Below are 17,483 nucleotides of genomic sequence, written 5' to 3'. Positions count from 1 at the left end.
CCACCACCTCGCACCACCGCCCCACAGGAGTCACCATGACCGCACAGATCCTCGACGGCACGGCCACGGCCGCCGTCATCAAGTCCGAACTCGCCGTCCGTGTCGCCACGCTGCGTGATCGCGGTGTCGTCGCCGGTCTCGGCACCGTCCTCGTCGGTGAGGACCCGGGCTCACAGTGGTACGTCGCCGGCAAGCACCGCGACTGCGCCGAGATCGGCATCGAGTCCATCCGCCGCGACCTGCCGGAGTCGATCACGCAGGACGAACTGCTCGCCGTCATCGACGAGCTGAACGCCGACGACACCTGCACGGGCTACATCGTGCAGCTCCCGCTCCCGTCGCACATCGACACGGATGCGATCCTCGAGCGCATCGACCCCGAGAAGGACGCCGACGGCCTGCACCCGACGAACCTCGGTCGTCTCGTCCTCAACGTCAACAAGCCCATCAACACGCCGTTGCCGTGCACGCCGCGTGGTGCCGTCGAGCTCGTGCAGCGTCACGGCATCGAACTCGCCGGGAAGCACGTCGTCGTTGTGGGTCGTGGTGTCACCGTCGGTCGTGCGATCGGTCCGCTGCTCACGCGTCGTGAGTACAACGCGACCGTCACGCTCACACACACGGGGACCGTCGGCCTCGACGAGATCCTGCGCACCGCCGATGTCATCGTCGCTGCCGCTGGCGTCCCCGGCATCGTCAAGGCGTCCGCCGTGAAGCCCGGGGCCGTCGTCCTCGACGTCGGTGTCAGCCGTGCCGTCGACCCTGAGACGGGCAAGTCCCGCGTGGTCGGCGACGTCGCCCCCGATGTCGCCGATGTCGCCGCCTGGATCTCCCCGAACCCCGGCGGCATCGGCCCCATGACACGGGTCCAACTCCTCACCAACGTCGTCTCCATGGCCGAGCGCCGCTGACCTCCTCCCTCCCTCCCTCCTATCTCTGCCGAGGGGTCCCAAATTGCGGGTGTTCCGTCTCCGGACCCGCACTTTGGGACCCCTCGGCAGAAGAGGAGGGCTAGAAGGGGGCCCCACGCGAACGGAGCGCGTGGCGGATTGTCATGAGGATCGCGTCCGGGGTCGGAAAGAGGTGGCTCCGGTTCACACGGATGACTCTCCAGCCCAACGCCATGACGGCGTCGAGCCGATCGATGTCGTGGAAGATCTGCTGCTCATCAGCGAAGTGAGTTCCGCCGTCGTATTCGATGAGGATTCGATACTCCGCATACACGAGGTCACCGAGCGCGAGGAACCGACCCGCTCCGTCGAGAATCGCATGATTCACTCGCGGCTCCGGCAGCCCCGCGTCGACGATGAGGAGACGGAGCTCGCTTTCCTTCGGTGAGTCTGTTCCGGGACGCGAGCGTTCATATGCCGAGCGGAGACGAGTGACTCCTCGTCGCCGGCCCATTCTCGCGAGACCGATGAGCAGGTCGTGGCGTGAGCCGAGCGGGTCGACCCGACGCATGATGCTGTCCGCGACCATCACGAGTTCACCCTCGTGCAGCGTCGTGCCGAGTTGGCACCATGCGTCGATCGGATGGGCCAGAACGAACCCGTCGAACTCGACGGCCCGCCAGTGCGAGCCGTCCAGTTTGTGACCACGTACGCCGCTTCCGCGCGGTGCTCGCGACGGAGACTGAACCGAGACATGGATCGGCGCGGCATCGAATCGCCGCGGCACAGGCAGCCCCCACAGATGCGCAGCAGTCACGTGGCTGAAGAACGCTCCGAAGGGCATTCTCGTCGCGTACGCCCGGCATCGCGAGAGCACGTCGTCTCGCTCGGCCGCGATGCTGGCGTCGTCCTCGGCAGTGGCGACGCGGACTCCGTGAAATGGCCGGTCCAGGTCGTTCGCACGGAGCCTGGACGCACTGATGCTGAGCGACGAGCCATCAGCGACGCTGAATGGTTCTCGATCGAACGGCGAGGGCAGGTCAGGTCGTCTACTCATCCGCCCAATAGTGGCGAACAAGCTGCTTCTCCCGTCTCAACTCTCCACAGCCCCGCCGCGCCCCCGTCCACGCTCTGCCGAGGGGTCGCAAAGTGCGGGTGCTCGGAGCGAACACCCGCATTTTGCGACCCCTCGGCAGAGAGGATTGAGTTGGGGGGGAGGGTCAGTCGCGGGCGGCGCCGGGAGCAGCGTGGACGGCGAAGATCGTCGGCGGCGTGTACGAGCGCGCGGCGAAGGCGGCACGAACGGCATCGGCGACCTCGGATGACCGCGACGACGGAACCAGGGCGATCGCCGCTCCGCCGAATCCGCCACCCGTCATCCGGGCGCCGACGGCACCTGCAGCGAGTGACGCTTCAACGGCCGTGTCCAGCTCCGGGACCGAGATCTCGAAGTCGTCCCGCATGGACGCGTGCGATGCCACGAGCAGCTCGCCGATCGCGGCCGGCCCCTGTTCGCGGAGCGTCCGAACGGTGTCGAGTACGCGCTGGTTCTCGGTCACGACGTGACGCACCCGGCGGAACGTCTCATCGTCCATGACCTCGGCGGCACGTTCGAGATCCTCGACGCCGACATCTCGCAGCGACGGCACGTCGAGCGCCGACGCACCCGCTTCACACGATGCGCGACGGGCCGCGTACCCGCCCGACACGTGCGCATGTGCGACGTGCGTGTCGATCACGAGCAGTTCGAGCGCGTGCTCCTCGAATCCGAGCGGGATGAGGTCGGTCTCGAGTGAGCGGCAGTCGAGGAAGACGCCGCAGTCGCGCTGTCCGAGGAGTGATGCGGACTGGTCCATGATCCCGGTCGGGGCGCCGACGGCACGGTTCTCCGCGAGCTGCCCCACCCGTGCGAGCGTCTTGCGGTCGTGGTCGAGCTGCCAGATCTCGTTGAGGGCGACGGCGACGGCGGATTCGATCGCCGCGGAGGACGACAGGCCTGCGCCTACCGGCACATCGGAGTCGATGAAGATGTCGACTCCGGGCAGCGAGTGGAGCGGCGCGCCGAACTCGCCGAGTGCCCAGACGACGCCGAGCGGGTAGGCGGACCAGCCGTCGAGGGCGTCGGGGTCGAGGCTTCCGAGGACCGCTTCGACGATGCCGGGGGAGAAGGTGCTCGCCACGCGTACGCGGTCGTCGTCTCGCGGGCGGACTGCGGCGACGGTGCGCCGGTCGATCGCCATCGGGAAGACGAATCCGTCGTTGTAGTCAGTGTGCTCGCCGATGAGGTTCACACGGCCGGGCGCCGACCAGATGCCGCTCGGCTCCGTGCCGAACGTCTGCTGGAAGCCCGTGGTCACACTCTGGTGCAGCTCACTCATACCGGGTTCTCCTCGTCGGCGCGGGCGATCGCGGCCCGCAGGTTCGTTGCTGTCGTTTCGGGTGGGATGTCGCCGATCCAGGCTCCCATCGCGGCTTCGGAACCGGCCAGGTACTTGAGGCGGTCGGCTCCTCGGCGGGGGGAGGTGAGCTGGAGGTGGAGGCGGATGTCGTCGCGGTGGACGCGCGTCGGCGCCTGGTGCCACGCGGCGATGTACGGTGTCGGCGTCTCGTAGAGGGCGTCGACGCCGCGGAGCAGCCGCAGGTAGAGGGTCGCGAGTTCGTCCCGTTCCTCGAGGCTCGTCGCGGCGAAGTCGGGAACGTGCCGATGCGGCATGAGGTGCACCTCGACGGGCCAGCGGGCGGCGAACGGCACGAACGCGGTCCAGTGCTCGCCGCGCAGGACGACGCGTTCGCCGGCCTGTTCTGCGGCGAGGATGTCGGCGAAGAGCCCGGGGCCGTACTGTTCGACGGAGTCGATGAGGCGCTGCGTTCGCGGCGTCACGTACGGGTAGGAGTAGATCTGCCCGTGCGGATGGTGGAGGGTCACGCCGATCTGCTCCCCGCGGTTCTCGAACGGGAACACCTGTTGGATGGCGTCGATCGGCGAGAGCGCGTGCGTGCGGCGGGCCCAGGCTTCGATGACCGTGCGTGCACGCGTGGGGGTCAGCGCTCCGAACGAGCCGGTGCTCGCGGGGCTGAAGCTGACGACCTCGCAGCGGCCCACGGAGGTGAGGGAGCGTTCGATGCCGATGCTCGCGAGGTCGTCGAGGCTCTCGGGCTGCGCGGCATCGGTCAGGAGGGGGCCGAACGACGGCGACTTGTTCTCGAAGACCGCGACGTCGTACTGGTCGGGGATCTCCGACGGGTTCGTGGGGCTTGCCGGGGCGAGCGGGTCGAGGTCCGCGGGCGGCAGCATCACGCGATTCTGGCGCGCGGCCGCGATGGACACCCAGTCGCCCGTGAGGGGATCCTGGCGCATGCTCGCTGTGGGCGGCCGCACGGCGCTCGCGCGCGCGTCCGGCTTGCGTTCCGGCGGAAGCGTCGTATCGACGTCGTCGAAGTAGATGAGTTCGCGTCCATCGGCCAGCGTGTGGCTCTGGCTTGCGATGCGGGGCTCGATCACGAATGGATCGGAGGGATGTGGCACGTGTGTCCTCACAGAGAGATTGTCACTATGAAAGGTAGTAGCTTTCCGTTTCAAAAGTAAAGGCAAGTCGCTACAGTTGCAAGCGTGACCATCGCCGACCCGAATCAGCTGCCAGCGCCCGCCCGCCGGGATCGGATCCGTGACCTCTTGGAGGAGCGCGGGTTCGTGCGGGTGACCGAGATCTCCGAGGCGTTCGGCGTCTCGCGGGTGACCGCCAGGACCGACCTCGACACGCTCGTGGAACGAGGCGACGCCGTCCGCGTGCACGGCGGTGCGATGCCGGTGGGAACGCGGGCCGCGCCGGAGTCATCGCTCGAAGTGGCCGTGATCCGGTCCGCCATCCCCAAGCAGCGCATCGCGGAGGTCGCCGCGGCGCTCGTCCGCTCAGGTCAGAGCGTCATCCTCGACGTGGGGAGCACGGGCCTCGCCGTCGCTCGAGCGCTCAAGGCGCGTCGTGAGCTCACCGATGTCGTGATCATCACGAACGGACTGACGATCGCCCTCGAACTGGAGTCCGAGGTTCCGCGCTTCACGGTCATCGTGACCGGGGGAGTGCTGCGGCCGCTCCAGCACTCGCTCGTCGACCCGCTGGGTGGCCTCATCCTCGCGCAGGTGCACGCGGACATCGCGTTCATCGGCTGTAACGGCATCGATGTGGAGCACGGGGTCACGAATGTCAACTTGCCGGAGGCTGCGGTCAAGTCGCGCATGGTTCGAGCGGCGAGTCAGGTCATCGTGCTGGCCGATGCGAGCAAGGTCGGCCGCACGCAGCTGGGACGGATCGGAGCGCTCGACGAGTTCACCGGCCTCATCACCGATTCAGCTGCGGACCACACGGTCGTCGAGGACCTCCGGACGGCCGGCCTGCCCGTCACTGTGGTTCCCGTGAACGATGCGGATGCCGACGACGAGGAGACCGACGTGCTCCCCGGTCACTGAGACCCAACGGTCACTGACCCCCAACCCCGGTCACTGACCCCCAACCCCGGTCACTGAGCTTGTCGAAGTGCCCTTCGACAGGCTCAGGAATCGAGTGTCGTGTTCAGCGACTGAGCAGGAGCGCCCGGGTCGACTGGCCCAATCCGCACCGGCCTCACCGGCAACGGGGCACGTGACGCTACCCCGTTCCGTCTGCCCCACCAGATGCTGACGAGGGCGGCGGCGACGCACAGCGCCATCGGGATGAGCATCCAGGCGCTGCCGGTCCCGACGCCCCGGTCGAAGATCTGGTCGGTTTGCGACATGAGTGCGGTCGGGATGAGGAGCAGCACGTTGTTCGTCGCGTGGATGAGGACGGGTGCTTCGAGGCCGCCCGTTCCGCGTGCGGCGAGTGACATCGATGCGCCGAAGACCAGGTAATAGGCGATGAGCCAGGGGTCCGCGGCGGCATGCGCGAGTGCGAAGAGCGACGCCGACACGATCGTGGACACGACGAACGCGGCGACGGGCGAGCGGAACCAGGAGCCGACGGATCGTTGGATGAGACCTCGGGCGCCGAACTCCTCGCCGGCGGACTGCAGCGGTGTCGTGACGAGCACGACCACGAGCATCGCGACGACGGTGCCGCTCACGGTCACGGGGTCGGTGTCGCCGGGCAGGAACACGGTGATCGCCACGTAGACGATCCACACGGGCACGATGATGAGTGCCAGCCGGCCGAGCCACCGCCATCGGAATCGTCCCTGCACCGAGGTCAGCCAGCGTGGTCGGACGTTGAACAGCGCCCACTGGAGCAGCATGGCGATGGGCAGCAGCGATGCCAGCGCGAGGTTGTTGGCGGCCATCAGGGCCGGAGTGAGGGGCGTCGCCCCCGACGCGAGCTGGTCGAGCGAGTATGCCCCGGTCGCCACGTCGATGCCGATGGCGATGGCCCCGAAGAGGAACGACATCGTGAAGAACATGGCGATGAGCGTGATGATCGCCACGGCCCCGCGCCACCATGCCGGTGCTCCGCGAAGCCCTTGGTCGTACGTGAAACGGGGCGAGGGTTCCTGCGCGGGAGTCAAGGTGGTCGCCGGTGCTGCTGTGTCGCTCATCCGTCCAGCCTAGGCGCGGGCGCCGAGGCACGAGCGAACGATCCACAGCCCGCGTCGTCCGCGCGATGCGCATTCCGCACCCCGGAGCGCGACATGCCCGCCTCGCATGAGCGTGGCGGGCATGTCGGAGTCGCAGGACGCTGTGAGGCTACTCCTGGTCGAAGCTCGACGAGGAGCACATGACGCTCGCGTAGGCGCCCGTGGACGTCTGCTCCGAGACGACTTCGCCGTCGACCGTGATCTTGCAGGTGATGTCGCCTGTGTCGTCCGCGCCGTTCATGCCGCTGAGCGTGAGCGAGGTGAAGTCGAACGCTCCGCCGGCCTTGACGGTGAGTTCCTTCGTGAAGGGGAGCGCCTGGCCGTTGGCCTGCTCGGTTCCCGAGGTGCCGTTCGTGTAGGTGCTGTAGGTGATCGAAGCGTCGGTCGATGCGCCGCTGATCTCGTAGACGACGGCGACGTCGCGGTCGGCCTTGGCGTCCGAGGTCTTGATCGCGTCGCTCACGGCACCTGCGAAGCCCGCCGTGTACACGATGGCGAGCACGATGCTCAGGATCAGGGCGATCACGGCGATGATCGTGCCGGCGATCGCGGTGCCCTTCGACTTGCCCTTCTGCACCAGGCCGATGACGCCCAGCACGAGCGCGATGAATGCGAGGAAGCCGGTGCCGTAGTTGAGGAACGGGATGAACGAGCCGATGAGGGCGATGATGCCGATCACGAGTGCTGCGACGCCGAGGCCGTTGCCGGTCTTCACGGGTGCGTTGCCGGGCTGCGGTGCGTAGGCAGGGGGCTGCTGGGGGTACGACATGTGGTGCCTTTCGGGTGATGAGTCGGTCGATCGTATTACATTCGACGGCCCCACTCCGGGGGCGTTGCGCAACCGTTATCGCGCACATGTCGGTTTCGTTTGCGCGCGCGCAGCTCCGCCCGTGTCACGAGCGTCCCGTTTTTCTCGTAGAGTAGACGCGTACGGGCCTGTAGCTCAGTTGGCAGAGCATCGGACTTTTAATCCGCGGGTCGTGGGTTCGAGCCCCACCGGGCCCACACTTTTTTCCCCAGATCAGACGTCCTTTTGGGTTTGAGTGCCAGTCACTCGCCCGTTGAACCGTCGATCGACTCTCTGATGAGGTCCGCGTGGCCGTTGTGGCGGGCGTACTCCTCGATCATGTGCACGAGGATCCAGCGGAAGCTCAGTGCTCCGTCCGGCCCCTCCTAGGATGAGGTATGACCTGGATCGAGGCGCATGCCGCCGCCTGGAACGCTCAGTACGCCGCCGGTCGCTACCTGGATCAGGAACCTGAACCGTTCGTCGCCGATGTCATTCGGTGTGCGGCCGACCAGCGTCTCGCCTCGGGGCTGTACATCGGCTGCGGCAACGGGCGAAACATGTCCGCACTGCTCGAGGCGGACCTCGACCTGGTCGGCATCGACATCTCCCCGGTCGCCATTCGGCAGATCGTCAGTGCACGACCAGCCGATGCACGACGGTTTCGGATCGGTGATCTCGCCATCCTGTCCGACGACGAAACCTTCGACATCGTGATCGGCATCCAGGTCTTCATGTTCGGCACCCGTCAACAAGCGCATGAGCATGTGATCGCAGCGATGGCGCGAGTGAATCCGGGCGGGATCCTGTGCTTCCGCGCGAACGCGGTAGGGACGGACGTCTGGCCGGCGCACGACCTCGGTCCGAGTCATGCGGACGGCAGTTTCACGGTTCGATACGTCGATGGACCGAAAGCGGGACTTGACGTCCACTTCTTCTCTGCGGATGAACTCGCCACGTTGTTCGCCGGTTGGGAAGAGCTGCTCCCGTTACGGGTCGATTCTCGTCTTCGCTCAAACGGGCACGGTCAGTGGAGCCAGTTCGAAGCAATCTGGCGGCGCCCGAACTGAGCCGACGAGCACGTTCGACGAACCGGACCGGTCACTCGCCCGTTGAACCGTCGATCGACTCTCTGATGAGGTCCGCGTGGCCGTTGTGGCGGGCGTACTCCTCGATCATGTGCACGAGGATCCAGCGGAAGCTCGGCGCACCGCCGTCGGGCCAGCGCTTGACCGACAGCCGGTCGAGACCGCCGTCCCCCATCGCCGATGCCACGAGCTCGCGGGATCGGGACACGGAACGCTCCCACAGCGTCCGCAGCTCGTGCGGGCTGTCACCGGCTGCTGAATGCCATTCCCAGTCCTCATCGGCGGCCCAGTCGACGGTGTTCCACGGCGGCTGCGGCTGGTTCCCGAACAGCCACCCGGAGAACCAGTGGTCCTCGATGTACGCGAGGTGTTTGAGGAGCCCGCCGAGCGTGATCGCCGAGGCTGCGACTGTCCTCCGGAGGTCGGCCGCGCCCAACCCCTCGCACTTCCACGCGAGCGTCGCCCGCTGATAGTCCAAGAAGCCGAGGAGCGTTTCGACCTCCCCGGCCGCGAGTGGCGGTTCCGGCCGGCCCTGATCGTCGATGCGCTCCATGCGCGCCGAGTGTACGCTCACGCATGCAACCGGGCAATGGGCGATCGTCGACGGCTGGAGGGCCGACTGGTCGCCGTTCGCGAGCAGCGCAGGAGTCGCGTCGCTGAGGGGCGCCATCGCTGCAGAACGCGACTACCGTTGAACGGGTGCGCGTCGCATCGGCGCCACGGAAGGAGAGGTGACTCCATGACGGAAGAGTTCCACCGGCCCACCAAGTTCCCACCGCGGATGTTCGATGGATTCGTCGGCGGACGCGATCCGGCCGAGCAGAGTCGTGTCGCGCACGCATCGGCTGTCGCGCTCCTGTCACGGGTCCGCAACGATCCCGATCCGGAGGTCGTCGACCGACTCGTCTCGTACACGGACGAGCACGGCATCGACGCGATCGCCGAACTCTGGTCGCACGCGACGCCGCGCAGCCTCCCCGGCGCCATGTGGCGCATCTACCTCCTCCGACTGCTGATCCGCCAGGATCCGACCGGAACGGCTTACTATTTCACGCGCGGCACCGAGGTCATCTCCACGATCGACCCCGTCGTCGCTGGTGCCTCCATGCCCACGGGCCCTGAGGAGATCATCGCGCTCGCCGATCAGATCCTCCGCGGCCTCTACACGGGCGATTTCGCGATCGCACTCGAACGCGCGGCCTCGTTCTGCCGGGTCACCGCGGCGGGCTGCGCGAGCGTCGCCGATGATCGCGATGTCGTCGATCCGCTGAAAGCGACCCAGCTCACCACGAAGGCCGCCCGGTTCAGCACGATCGCGGACGAGCTCACGAGCTGCGCGAAACTCTGGCGCACGGAGTCACTCGACTGAGCTGAGCTGTCCGTTACCTCGCTCGATTGAGTGGTCGCTGGGAATACCCGGGCCATCACCATTGCTACACTTCTACAGCCGGGCCGCATAACCCCGGGCTCCAATATTCGCCGCTCCGAGCGGCCTCGCGCCGAGAGGCGTTCTGCGGCCCGGCTTTTCCATGCCTGCCCGAGCGCGGTTCGGAACTTCGATAGCGCGAGCCCGGTCAGGGGGCCGAACCGAGTGGCACGAACCGAAGAAAAATCTCGGATCACGGCAATCGGATCGGCCGAGGGCGCCGAATACTCGATATGACCGCCGAACAGCACCTCCTCACCCCGAACCGAGGTGGCGTCGCGCACAAGGTCGGTGGGCGTGAGAAGCTAAGACTTGTGACTACTGGACCGGAAGCCGACGCACCGCAGGTGTCCTTGGCGACGATCCTCGACGCATTGCTCGCACGAGTCGCCGAGGGCGACCAGGCAGCGTTCGGCGAGCTCTACGACCACATCGCCCCCAGAGTCCTCGGACTCGTGAAGCGGGTGCTCATTGATCATGCGCAATCCGAGGAGGTCACTCAAGAGGTGTTCCTCGAGGTGTGGCAGACCGCGACCCGGTTCGAATCGGGCAAGGGATCAGCCACCACGTGGGTGCTCACGATGGCGCACCGGCGGGCGATCGATCGGGTCCGCGCTTCGCAGGCGGGTCGGGATCGAGACATGAAGATCGGGATCCGCGACTTCGAGCCCGGGCACGACTCGGTGCAGGAGACGGCGGAGATCCGCATCGAACACGAACGCGTGAAGCGTGCGTTCACGAGACTCAGCGAGCTGCAACGGGAAGCCGTGTCGCTCGCGTACTACGGCGGGTACAGCCACAGCGAGATATCGAAGCTGCTGGATGTGCCGATCGGCACCGTGAAGACACGGTTGCGAGACGGAATGATTCGACTACGAGACGAACTGGGGGTGAGGACATGACCGAACGAGACGATGCAGAACTGCTGGCGGCCGGGAACGCGCTGCACACACTGACCCCTGCCGAGCAGGCGCAGTACGACCGCCTGCTGGCGGAGGACGAAACCACGCGTGTCGAAGCTGCCGAGTTCGAGGAGACCGTTGCCATGCTCGATCTCTCTGCACCTCCGGTCCAGCCTTCCGCCGGACTGAAGTCCTCGATCATGGCGTCGATCGCGAATCTGCCGCAGCTGGCGCCTGTCGACGCTCCTGTCGATGCATCTGTGGCTGCACCTCCTGCGGCGAAGCACGCGGCTCCTGCAGCACCGCCCACGACGGCGATGCCGCTGACCAAGCCTCCGGTCGCCCCTGCGACCACGAAGGCGGCCTCGGCTGCCGCTGCTGCGCAGGCGACGCCGTCCAGCCCCAGCTCGTCCTCCGATGCATCCACCGAGGGTCCCGCTGCTCGCAAGGCTCGTTCCCGTTGGGCACGCGGCGCCATCACGGCCGTCGTCGGCGCCGCAGCAGCGGTCGCCCTCGTCCTCGGAGGATCCGGCCTCGCTCACGTCCTCGGCGGCGGGTCGATCACGCAGACCGTCGCGCTCGCCGAGATCAACGGCGCACCGGACGTGCAGCGTGCTCGCGTGACCGTCGACAAGGGCGCAGCGACCCTCGTGTGGTCCGGTGAGCTCGGCAAGTCCGCGCTCCTGGTCGACGGCCTCGGCCCGCTCCCCTCGGACAAGGTCTACGAACTCTGGTACATCAACGACAAGGGCGCGGTCTCGGCCGGCACGTTCACCACGGGTGGCGGCACGAGCTGGCGCGTCCTCGAAGGAACGATGAGCGCCGGTGATGCGGTCGGCGTCACGGTCGAACCGCACGGCGGCTCCGAGCAGCCGACGACGAACCCGGTCGTGGTCGTCAAGACCGCATAGCGGCGCCTCGCACCGAACGAACGAATGGCCCGTCCCACACCGGGGGCGGGCCGTTTCGTCTGCCAGAGCGCCTGCTGCGCCGTCTGACAGGCGTCGTCCTCGACCCCCGTGGTCACGCTGGGCAACGAAGAAGCCCGCCCCGAGGTTCGGGGCGGGCTTCGGACACGTGCTGCGGTTCAGCTCAACCGAAGCGGCCGGAGACGTAGTCCTCGGTCGCCTGCACGGACGGGTTGGAGAAGATCGTGGTCGTGTCGTCGTACTCGATGAGCTTGCCCGGCTTACCGGTGCCCGCGATGTTGAAGAACGCGGTGCGGTCGGAGACGCGTGAGGCCTGCTGCATGTTGTGGGTGACGATGACGATCGTGTAGTCGTTCTTCAGCTCGCCGATGAGGTCCTCGATGGCGAGCGTGGAGATCGGGTCGAGCGCTGAGCACGGCTCGTCCATGAGCAGGACGTCGGGGGAGACGGCGATCGCGCGGGCGATGCACAGACGCTGCTGCTGACCGCCGGACAGGCCTGAGCCCGGCTTGTCGAGGCGGTCCTTGACCTCGTTCCAGAGGTTCGCGCCCTGCAGCGACCGTTCGACGAGCGAGTCGGCGTCCGACTTCGACATCTTGCGGTTGTTGAGCTTCACGCCGGCGAGGACGTTCTCCTTGATGCTCATCGTGGGGAACGGGTTGGGACGCTGGAAGACCATGCCCACCTGGCGGCGCACGAGCACGGGGTCGACGCCCGGGCCGTAGAGGTTGTTGCCGTCGATCAGGACGTCGCCCTCGACGCGTGCGCCGGGGATGACCTCGTGCATGCGGTTGAGCGTGCGGAGGAAGGTCGACTTGCCGCAACCGGACGGGCCGATGAACGCGGTGACGGTGCGGGGCTGGATCTGGAGTGAGACGCCTTCGACCGCGAGGAACTTGCTGTAGTAGACGTTGAGGTCGTTGACTTCGATGCTCTTGGACACGGTGTTCCTTCTGCTTGCGGCCTAGCGGCCGAACTTGGGGGCGAAGATCTTGGCGATGAGTCTGGCGATGAGGTTCAGCGCCATGACGATCAGGATGAGGACGAGCGCGCCTGTCCAGGCGCGGTCGACGTAGGAGGCTCCATCGGTTCCCTGGTTCGCGTACTGCGTGTACACGAACACGGGAAGCGTCATCATCGGGCCGTCGAAGAGGTTGTAGTTCATGCTCTGCGTGAAGCCGGCGATGATGAGGAGCGGGGCGGTCTCACCGATGACTCGGGCGATGGCGAGGGTCACACCGGTGATGATGCCGGCGATCGACGTCGGCAGGACGACCTTGAGGACCACGAGCCATTTCGGGACGCCGAGGGCGAGCGCTGCTTCGCGGAGTTCGTTCGGGACGAGTTTCAGCATCTCCTCGCTCGATCGCACGACCACGGGGATCATGAGGAGTGAGAGGGCGATGGCGCCACCGATGCCGAGCCGCACGCCCGGACCGAAGAACAGGGCGAGCAGCGCGAAGGCGAAGAGGCCGGCGACGATCGACGGGATGCCGGTCATCACGTCGACGAGGAAGGTGATGCCGCGTGCGAGCGAGCCGCGGCCGTACTCGACGAGGTAGATCGCGGTGAGGATGCCGATCGGGATGGAGATGATCGACGTCGCGAGGGTGATGAGGAGCGTGCCGGTGATGGCGTGGAGCGCTCCACCGCCCTCACCGACGACGTTGCGCATCGACAGGCTGAAGTAGTTGGCGTCGAAGCGGGCGGCTCCGGCCGAGATGACCGTGATGGCGACCGAGACGAGTGGGAGGAGGGCGATGACGAATGCTGCGGTCACGAGCGTCGTGAGCAGCCGGTCCTTCGCCTTGCGGCGGCCTTCGATGAGGAGCGAGGCCGTGTAGGTGATGACGGCGTAGAGCAGGGCTCCCACGATGACCGCGCCCGTGACGTTGTACGACTTGTCGGCCGTCGACTGCTGGACGAGGAGGAAGATGAGGCCGCTCACGATGAGGCTGCCGCCGAGGATGGAGAGCGGCGCGTACTTCGGGAGCTTGCCTGCGGTGAGCGTGTTGCCGAGCGGCCGGGCGATCGCGGGCGCGCGGTTGGTCGTGGCGGTCATCAGTTCGCTCCAGAGAATTCTTTGCGGCGGTTGACGATGAGTCTGGCGATGAAGTTCACCACGAAGGTGATGATGAACAGGATGAGGCCGGTCGCGATGAGCTTGCTCACGTCGATGCCGAACGACTCGGGGAAGTTGAGGGCGATGTTCGCGGCGATCGTGTTCGGGTTGCTCGAGGTGAGGACGAAGAACGAGTAGACCGCGGCGGGGGAGAGCACGAGGGCGACGGCCATGGTCTCGCCGAGCGCGCGGCCGAGGCCGAGCATGGAGGCGGAGATGATGCCGGGGCGTCCGAACGGCAGGACGGCCATCTGGATCATCTCCCAGCGGGTCGCGCCGAGGGCGAGGGCGGCTTCTTCGTGCAGCTTGGGCGTCTGGAGGAAGATCTCGCGGGAGATCGCGGTGATGATCGGGATGATCATGACGGCGAGGACGAGTGCGACGGTGAGCATCGTGCGTCCGGTGCCGGAGACGGTTCCGCCGAAGAAGGGGATCCAGCCGAGGTTCTCGTTCAGCCAGGCGAAGAACGGCTGGACGAAGGGGGCGAGGACGAGCGCGCCCCAGAGGCCGTAGACGACCGAGGGGACCGCGGCCAGGAGGTCGATCACGTAGCCGAGTGCCTGGGCGAGGCGGCGGGGCGCGTAGTGGGTGATGAAGAGGGCGATGCCGAGCGAGAGCGGGACGGCGATGGCGAGTGCCAGGATCGCCGACCAGATCGTGCCGAAGACGTAGGGGCCGACGTAGGACCAGAAGCTCGTCGGTGAGCCGGTGAAGGACTTGGGGTCTGCGACGAGTGCGGGTGTCGCCTGCACGATGAGGAAGATCGCCACCGCCGCCAGGATGACGAGGATGAGTGATCCGGACACGACCGTGAGCGTCGAGAAGACGCGGTCGCCTGCCCGTTGCTTCGCTTTCGGTCTCGCAGCTAGGGCCTCGACAGCCATGTGTTCCCGTTCTCTCGTGGTGGTGCTGGTCGGGTTGGTGGTGCTGGTGGAGCTGCTCTTCGTCCGCTCACTGGGCCGGAGCCCGGTCACTGAGCCTGAGCCCGGTCACTGAGCCTGAGCCCGGTCACTGAGCCTGTCGAAGTGCGGGTGCTGCTGGATGACGCTGGTCGAGCGTGCCGGACGATGGATCGCCCGGCACGCTCGACCGTGGGAATTACTTGATGGTCGCGATCGCGTCCTGGACCTTCTTGGCGAGGTCTGCGGAGAGCGGAGCGGCACCGGCGGACTTGCCGGCGACTTCCTGGCCCTCGGTGCTCGCGATGTAGCCGGCGTACGCCTTCACGAGTGCGGCTGCGTCAGCGTCTGCGTAGGTCTGGCAGGCGATGAGGTAGCTGACGAGGACGATCGGGTAGTGCGTCGGGTCCGTGGTGAGACGGTCGAGCTTGATGGCGATGTCGTTGGCTTCGCGGCCCGTGACGAGCGGCGAGGACTCGACGACGGCTGCTGCGCCTTCGGGGCTGTACTTGACGAACTTCTCGCCGACCTTGATCTTCGCGACGCCGAGGTCGCCTGCCTTCGATGCGTCCGCGTAGCCGATGGTGCCGGTGCCGCCCTTGACGGTGTCGACGACGCCGGACGTGCCCTTGGCGCCTTCACCGGTCTGGAACGGGAAGGTGTCGGCGGGAGCCGCGGTCCACACATCGGGTGCCGACTGGTTCAGGTAGTCCGCGAAGTTCTTCGTGGTGCCGGAGTCGTCCGAGCGGTGGACTGCCGTGATGGCGGTCGCGGGGAGCTTCGCGTCGGGGTTGAGGGCCACGATGGCCGGGTCGTCCCACGAGGTGATCTGGCCGGCGAAGATCTTCGCGGTCGTCACTGCGTCGAGGTTGAGGTCCTTGACGCCATCGATGTTGAAGATGATGGCGATGGGGGAGATGTAGACGGGGAGGTCGATCGCCTTGCTGTCGGCGGCGCACGCTGCGAAGGTGCTCTTGAGCTCGTCGTCGGAGAGGGCCGAGTCGGATCCGGCGAAGTTCACACCACCGGCGATGAACGCCTTGCGGCCGGCGCCGGAGCCGTCGGGGGAGTAGTTGATGGTGACGTCGGGGTTGGCCGTCTGGAAGGCTGCGACCCAGGCTTCCTGCGCGCTGCCCTGCGATGAAGCGCCGCTGCCCGTGAGGCTGCCCTTGAGGCTGCTGGCGGCGGTGGACGGAGCGGTCGCTCCACCTTCGTTGGCTGCACACGAGGTCAGTGCGATTGCTGCGACTGCTGCCACGACCGCGACGCGGCCGAAACGTGAGAACTTCACAGGGTGTCCATTCATTGGTGTGGGGCGAGCCGGTGCTGGCTCGTCAGCGACGCTAACGATGAGGCATTACGAGAATCCCCCACATCGGTAAACAGCAGGTGAACGAGCGCTGACTCCTTGTGTTGTTCCCAGCACCTGCACAGGCCTGTGCATCCTCCTCGTGCCCTGCATGTTCGCAACTCCTTCGATCCGGACAGACGCAGAAACGGAGCCCCGGAATTCCGGGGCTCCGTTTCTGGGCGGGGCTCAATCGAAGGAGTTATGGTCGATCAGATCGGGCGGAGCGGCGACGCGAGACCGTCCGGATCACCAGGAACGCCGCTCCGGCGAGGACGAGCACGCCCGCGACGCCGAGGAGCGCACCGCCCGCGAAGCCCGTTTCCGGGAGTCGTGCCGCGCTGGGTGTTCCGGCGCTCACGATGGGCGATGCGGACACCGCAGCGATCGTGATCGTGTACTCGGTCGTGACGTCGGGGGATGCCCCGTTGCTCGCGGTCACGGTGAAGGTGAACGTTCCAGCCGTGGTCGGCGTCCCCGAGATCACGCCCGTCGTGGTGTCGATCTGCAGGCCGCCCGGGAGCGTTCCCGTCACGGTGTACGTCGGGGCCGGTGATCCGGTCGCGGTGGCGGGGAAGGAGTACGGCGTTCCCACGGTTCCGGTCGGCGGGGTCGATGCGGCGACCTCCGGGCTCGTGGTGACGGTCCCGGGTGTTTCGGCGCAGCCGGTCGGAGCCGTGATGACGTTCGTGTCCAGGGTCACGGAGGCGTTGCTCGCGAGCAGGCGCCCTTCGATCGTCGCGCCGGTCACCGCGGTGATGGACTCGGAGGCGAGGACGGTTCCGACGAATTGCGCGCCGCCCTGGATCGTCGCGGAACTCGGAACCCGCCAGAACACGTTGCACGCGCTCGCGCCGCCGGTCAGGAGGATGTGGGCTCCGGTGGCGACCGTGAGCGTGCTTGCGGCCTGGAACACCCAGACCGATTCTGCAGTCCCGGCCAATGTCAGGTCGCCGGAGAGGGAGAGCTCGCCGCCCGAGTAGACGCCTGGGGTGAGGGAGAGTCCGGTCAGGTCGGCGAGCCCGGAGGTGTTCGGGGTGAGGCTGCCCGCCGTGTTGTAGGCGACGAGAGCGTCGGCCTGCGCCTGCGAGGCCACGGCGTCCGTCGGATGCTGGGTTCCACCGATGATGCCGGGCGGGAACCCGGTGATGGACGTGCCGGGGGAGACGCCGAGGTCGCCCGCGAGGACGGAGGGCCCCGTGTTGGTCACGGATTCGCCGCCGAGCACGCTGAATGAGGCCGCGGTCCCGAGGTCGATGGGTCCGTCGATCGTCGTGGCGGCCTGCGCGGCACCGCCCGTGAGGACCGCGGTGGCGAGGGCGAGACCGACGGTGAGGCCGGCGGAGAGGCCGGCTGGAAGGAGGGCGCGTGGGCTGCTGGTGCGCTGGCGTCTGGCGGTTGCGGTCATGGAGGACCCCTTCCGTTCACGAAGGGGGTCGTCGGCAGGTAGTCCGGCCGCATCAGCCTCTAGTCACTCCTGTGTACCACGAA

At 67.1% G+C, this 17,483-nt stretch carries 17 protein-coding genes, 1 tRNA gene and 1 pseudogene; 7 read left to right on the top strand and 12 right to left on the bottom strand.

The genetic code is table 11. The features are described from left to right. Positions 1–35 precede the first annotated feature (35 nt). Complete coding sequence (locus ACQ3HB_RS11100) at positions 36–911, top strand: bifunctional methylenetetrahydrofolate dehydrogenase/methenyltetrahydrofolate cyclohydrolase (protein ID WP_430920112.1); 876 nt, start codon at positions 36–38, stop codon at positions 909–911. Between the two features lie 100 nt (positions 912–1,011). Here the strand turns inward: ACQ3HB_RS11100 and ACQ3HB_RS11095 are convergent, their stop codons facing one another. From ACQ3HB_RS11095 to galT, 3 genes are all read right to left on the bottom strand, one after another. Further along, positions 1,012–1,947 (bottom strand): endonuclease domain-containing protein, encoded by a 936-nt coding sequence (locus ACQ3HB_RS11095; protein WP_430920111.1) that lies wholly within the window; start codon positions 1,945–1,947, stop codon positions 1,012–1,014. 163 nt (positions 1,948–2,110) lie between these two features. Continuing rightward, a complete protein-coding gene (gene galK / locus ACQ3HB_RS11090) occupies positions 2,111–3,268 on the bottom strand; it encodes a galactokinase (RefSeq protein WP_430920110.1) in 1,158 nt (385 codons plus the stop codon). Then, entirely contained in the window at positions 3,265–4,392 is a 1,128-nt protein-coding gene (galT, locus tag ACQ3HB_RS11085; protein WP_430920109.1) for a galactose-1-phosphate uridylyltransferase, read from the bottom strand. Before galT ends, galK begins: the two co-directional genes overlap by 4 nt. Positions 4,393–4,500: 108 nt before the next feature. On the opposite strand from galT, the gene ACQ3HB_RS11080 reads away from it, so the two are divergent. Next, complete coding sequence (locus ACQ3HB_RS11080) at positions 4,501–5,355, top strand: DeoR/GlpR family DNA-binding transcription regulator (protein WP_430920108.1); 855 nt, start codon at positions 4,501–4,503, stop codon at positions 5,353–5,355. Positions 5,356–5,438: 83 nt separating this feature from the next. Here the strand turns inward: ACQ3HB_RS11080 and ACQ3HB_RS11075 are convergent, their stop codons facing one another. After that, positions 5,439–6,452 carry a CPBP family intramembrane glutamic endopeptidase gene (locus ACQ3HB_RS11075; protein ID WP_430920107.1) on the bottom strand — a complete coding sequence of 338 codons (1,014 nt, stop codon included), beginning with the start codon at positions 6,450–6,452 and terminating at the stop codon, positions 5,439–5,441. Positions 6,453–6,600: 148 nt separating this feature from the next. Then, positions 6,601–7,260: an MmpS family transport accessory protein gene (locus tag ACQ3HB_RS11070; RefSeq protein ID WP_430920106.1), complete on the bottom strand. Its 660-nt coding sequence runs from the start codon at positions 7,258–7,260 to the stop codon at positions 6,601–6,603. A gap of 163 nt (positions 7,261–7,423) precedes the next feature. Here ACQ3HB_RS11070 and ACQ3HB_RS11065 point away from each other — a divergent pair. Further along, positions 7,424–7,496, top strand: a tRNA-Lys gene (locus tag ACQ3HB_RS11065). Between the two features lie 45 nt (positions 7,497–7,541). Here ACQ3HB_RS11065 and ACQ3HB_RS11060 read toward each other — a convergent pair. Then, positions 7,542–7,646: pseudogene (locus ACQ3HB_RS11060) on the bottom strand (mycothiol transferase); the annotation flags it as partial. A gap of 30 nt (positions 7,647–7,676) precedes the next feature. On the opposite strand from ACQ3HB_RS11060, the gene ACQ3HB_RS11055 reads away from it, so the two are divergent. Then, complete coding sequence (locus tag ACQ3HB_RS11055) at positions 7,677–8,348, top strand: class I SAM-dependent methyltransferase (protein ID WP_430920105.1); 672 nt, start codon at positions 7,677–7,679, stop codon at positions 8,346–8,348. A 31-nt stretch (positions 8,349–8,379) separates the two neighbouring features. Here the strand turns inward: ACQ3HB_RS11055 and ACQ3HB_RS11050 are convergent, their stop codons facing one another. Further along, on the bottom strand, positions 8,380–8,919 hold the full coding sequence (locus ACQ3HB_RS11050; RefSeq protein WP_430920274.1) for a DinB family protein: 540 nt from the start codon (positions 8,917–8,919) through the stop codon (positions 8,380–8,382). A 186-nt stretch (positions 8,920–9,105) separates the two neighbouring features. On the opposite strand from ACQ3HB_RS11050, the gene ACQ3HB_RS11045 reads away from it, so the two are divergent. From ACQ3HB_RS11045 to ACQ3HB_RS11035, 3 genes are all read left to right on the top strand, one after another. After that, positions 9,106–9,735 (top strand): DNA-directed RNA polymerase subunit beta, encoded by a 630-nt coding sequence (locus ACQ3HB_RS11045; protein ID WP_430920104.1) that lies wholly within the window; start codon positions 9,106–9,108, stop codon positions 9,733–9,735. A 290-nt stretch (positions 9,736–10,025) separates the two neighbouring features. Next, positions 10,026–10,694 (top strand): sigma-70 family RNA polymerase sigma factor, encoded by a 669-nt coding sequence (locus ACQ3HB_RS11040; protein ID WP_430920103.1) that lies wholly within the window; start codon positions 10,026–10,028, stop codon positions 10,692–10,694. Further along, complete coding sequence (locus ACQ3HB_RS11035) at positions 10,691–11,605, top strand: anti-sigma factor (RefSeq protein ID WP_430920102.1); 915 nt, start codon at positions 10,691–10,693, stop codon at positions 11,603–11,605. The genes ACQ3HB_RS11040 and ACQ3HB_RS11035 overlap by 4 nt, the downstream gene beginning before the upstream one ends. A 181-nt stretch (positions 11,606–11,786) precedes the next feature. Here ACQ3HB_RS11035 and pstB read toward each other — a convergent pair whose 3' ends face one another. From pstB to ACQ3HB_RS11010, 5 genes are all read right to left on the bottom strand, one after another. Then, a complete protein-coding gene (gene pstB / locus ACQ3HB_RS11030; protein ID WP_430920101.1) occupies positions 11,787–12,566 on the bottom strand; it encodes a phosphate ABC transporter ATP-binding protein PstB in 780 nt (259 codons plus the stop codon). 21 nt (positions 12,567–12,587) lie between these two features. Beyond that, positions 12,588–13,685, bottom strand: a complete 1,098-nt coding sequence (gene pstA / locus ACQ3HB_RS11025) for a phosphate ABC transporter permease PstA (protein ID WP_430920100.1) — start codon at positions 13,683–13,685, stop codon at positions 12,588–12,590. Beyond that, positions 13,685–14,629 (bottom strand): phosphate ABC transporter permease subunit PstC, encoded by a 945-nt coding sequence (gene pstC / locus ACQ3HB_RS11020; RefSeq protein WP_430920099.1) that lies wholly within the window; start codon positions 14,627–14,629, stop codon positions 13,685–13,687. The genes pstA and pstC overlap by 1 nt, the downstream gene beginning before the upstream one ends. 214 nt (positions 14,630–14,843) lie before the next feature. Next, a complete protein-coding gene (gene pstS / locus ACQ3HB_RS11015; protein WP_430920098.1) occupies positions 14,844–15,935 on the bottom strand; it encodes a phosphate ABC transporter substrate-binding protein PstS in 1,092 nt (363 codons plus the stop codon). Positions 15,936–16,194: 259 nt separating this feature from the next. Then, a complete protein-coding gene (locus ACQ3HB_RS11010) occupies positions 16,195–17,400 on the bottom strand; it encodes an ice-binding family protein (RefSeq protein WP_430920097.1) in 1,206 nt (401 codons plus the stop codon). Between the last annotated feature and the right edge of the window lie 83 nt (positions 17,401–17,483).

Origin of the sequence: Plantibacter lichenum (assembly GCF_050587525.1) — a bacterium.
GTDB lineage: Bacteria > Actinomycetota > Actinomycetes > Actinomycetales > Microbacteriaceae > Plantibacter.
Note: the sequence above shows the minus strand (reverse complement) of the source record. Positions and strands in the feature narration are given on the sequence as shown.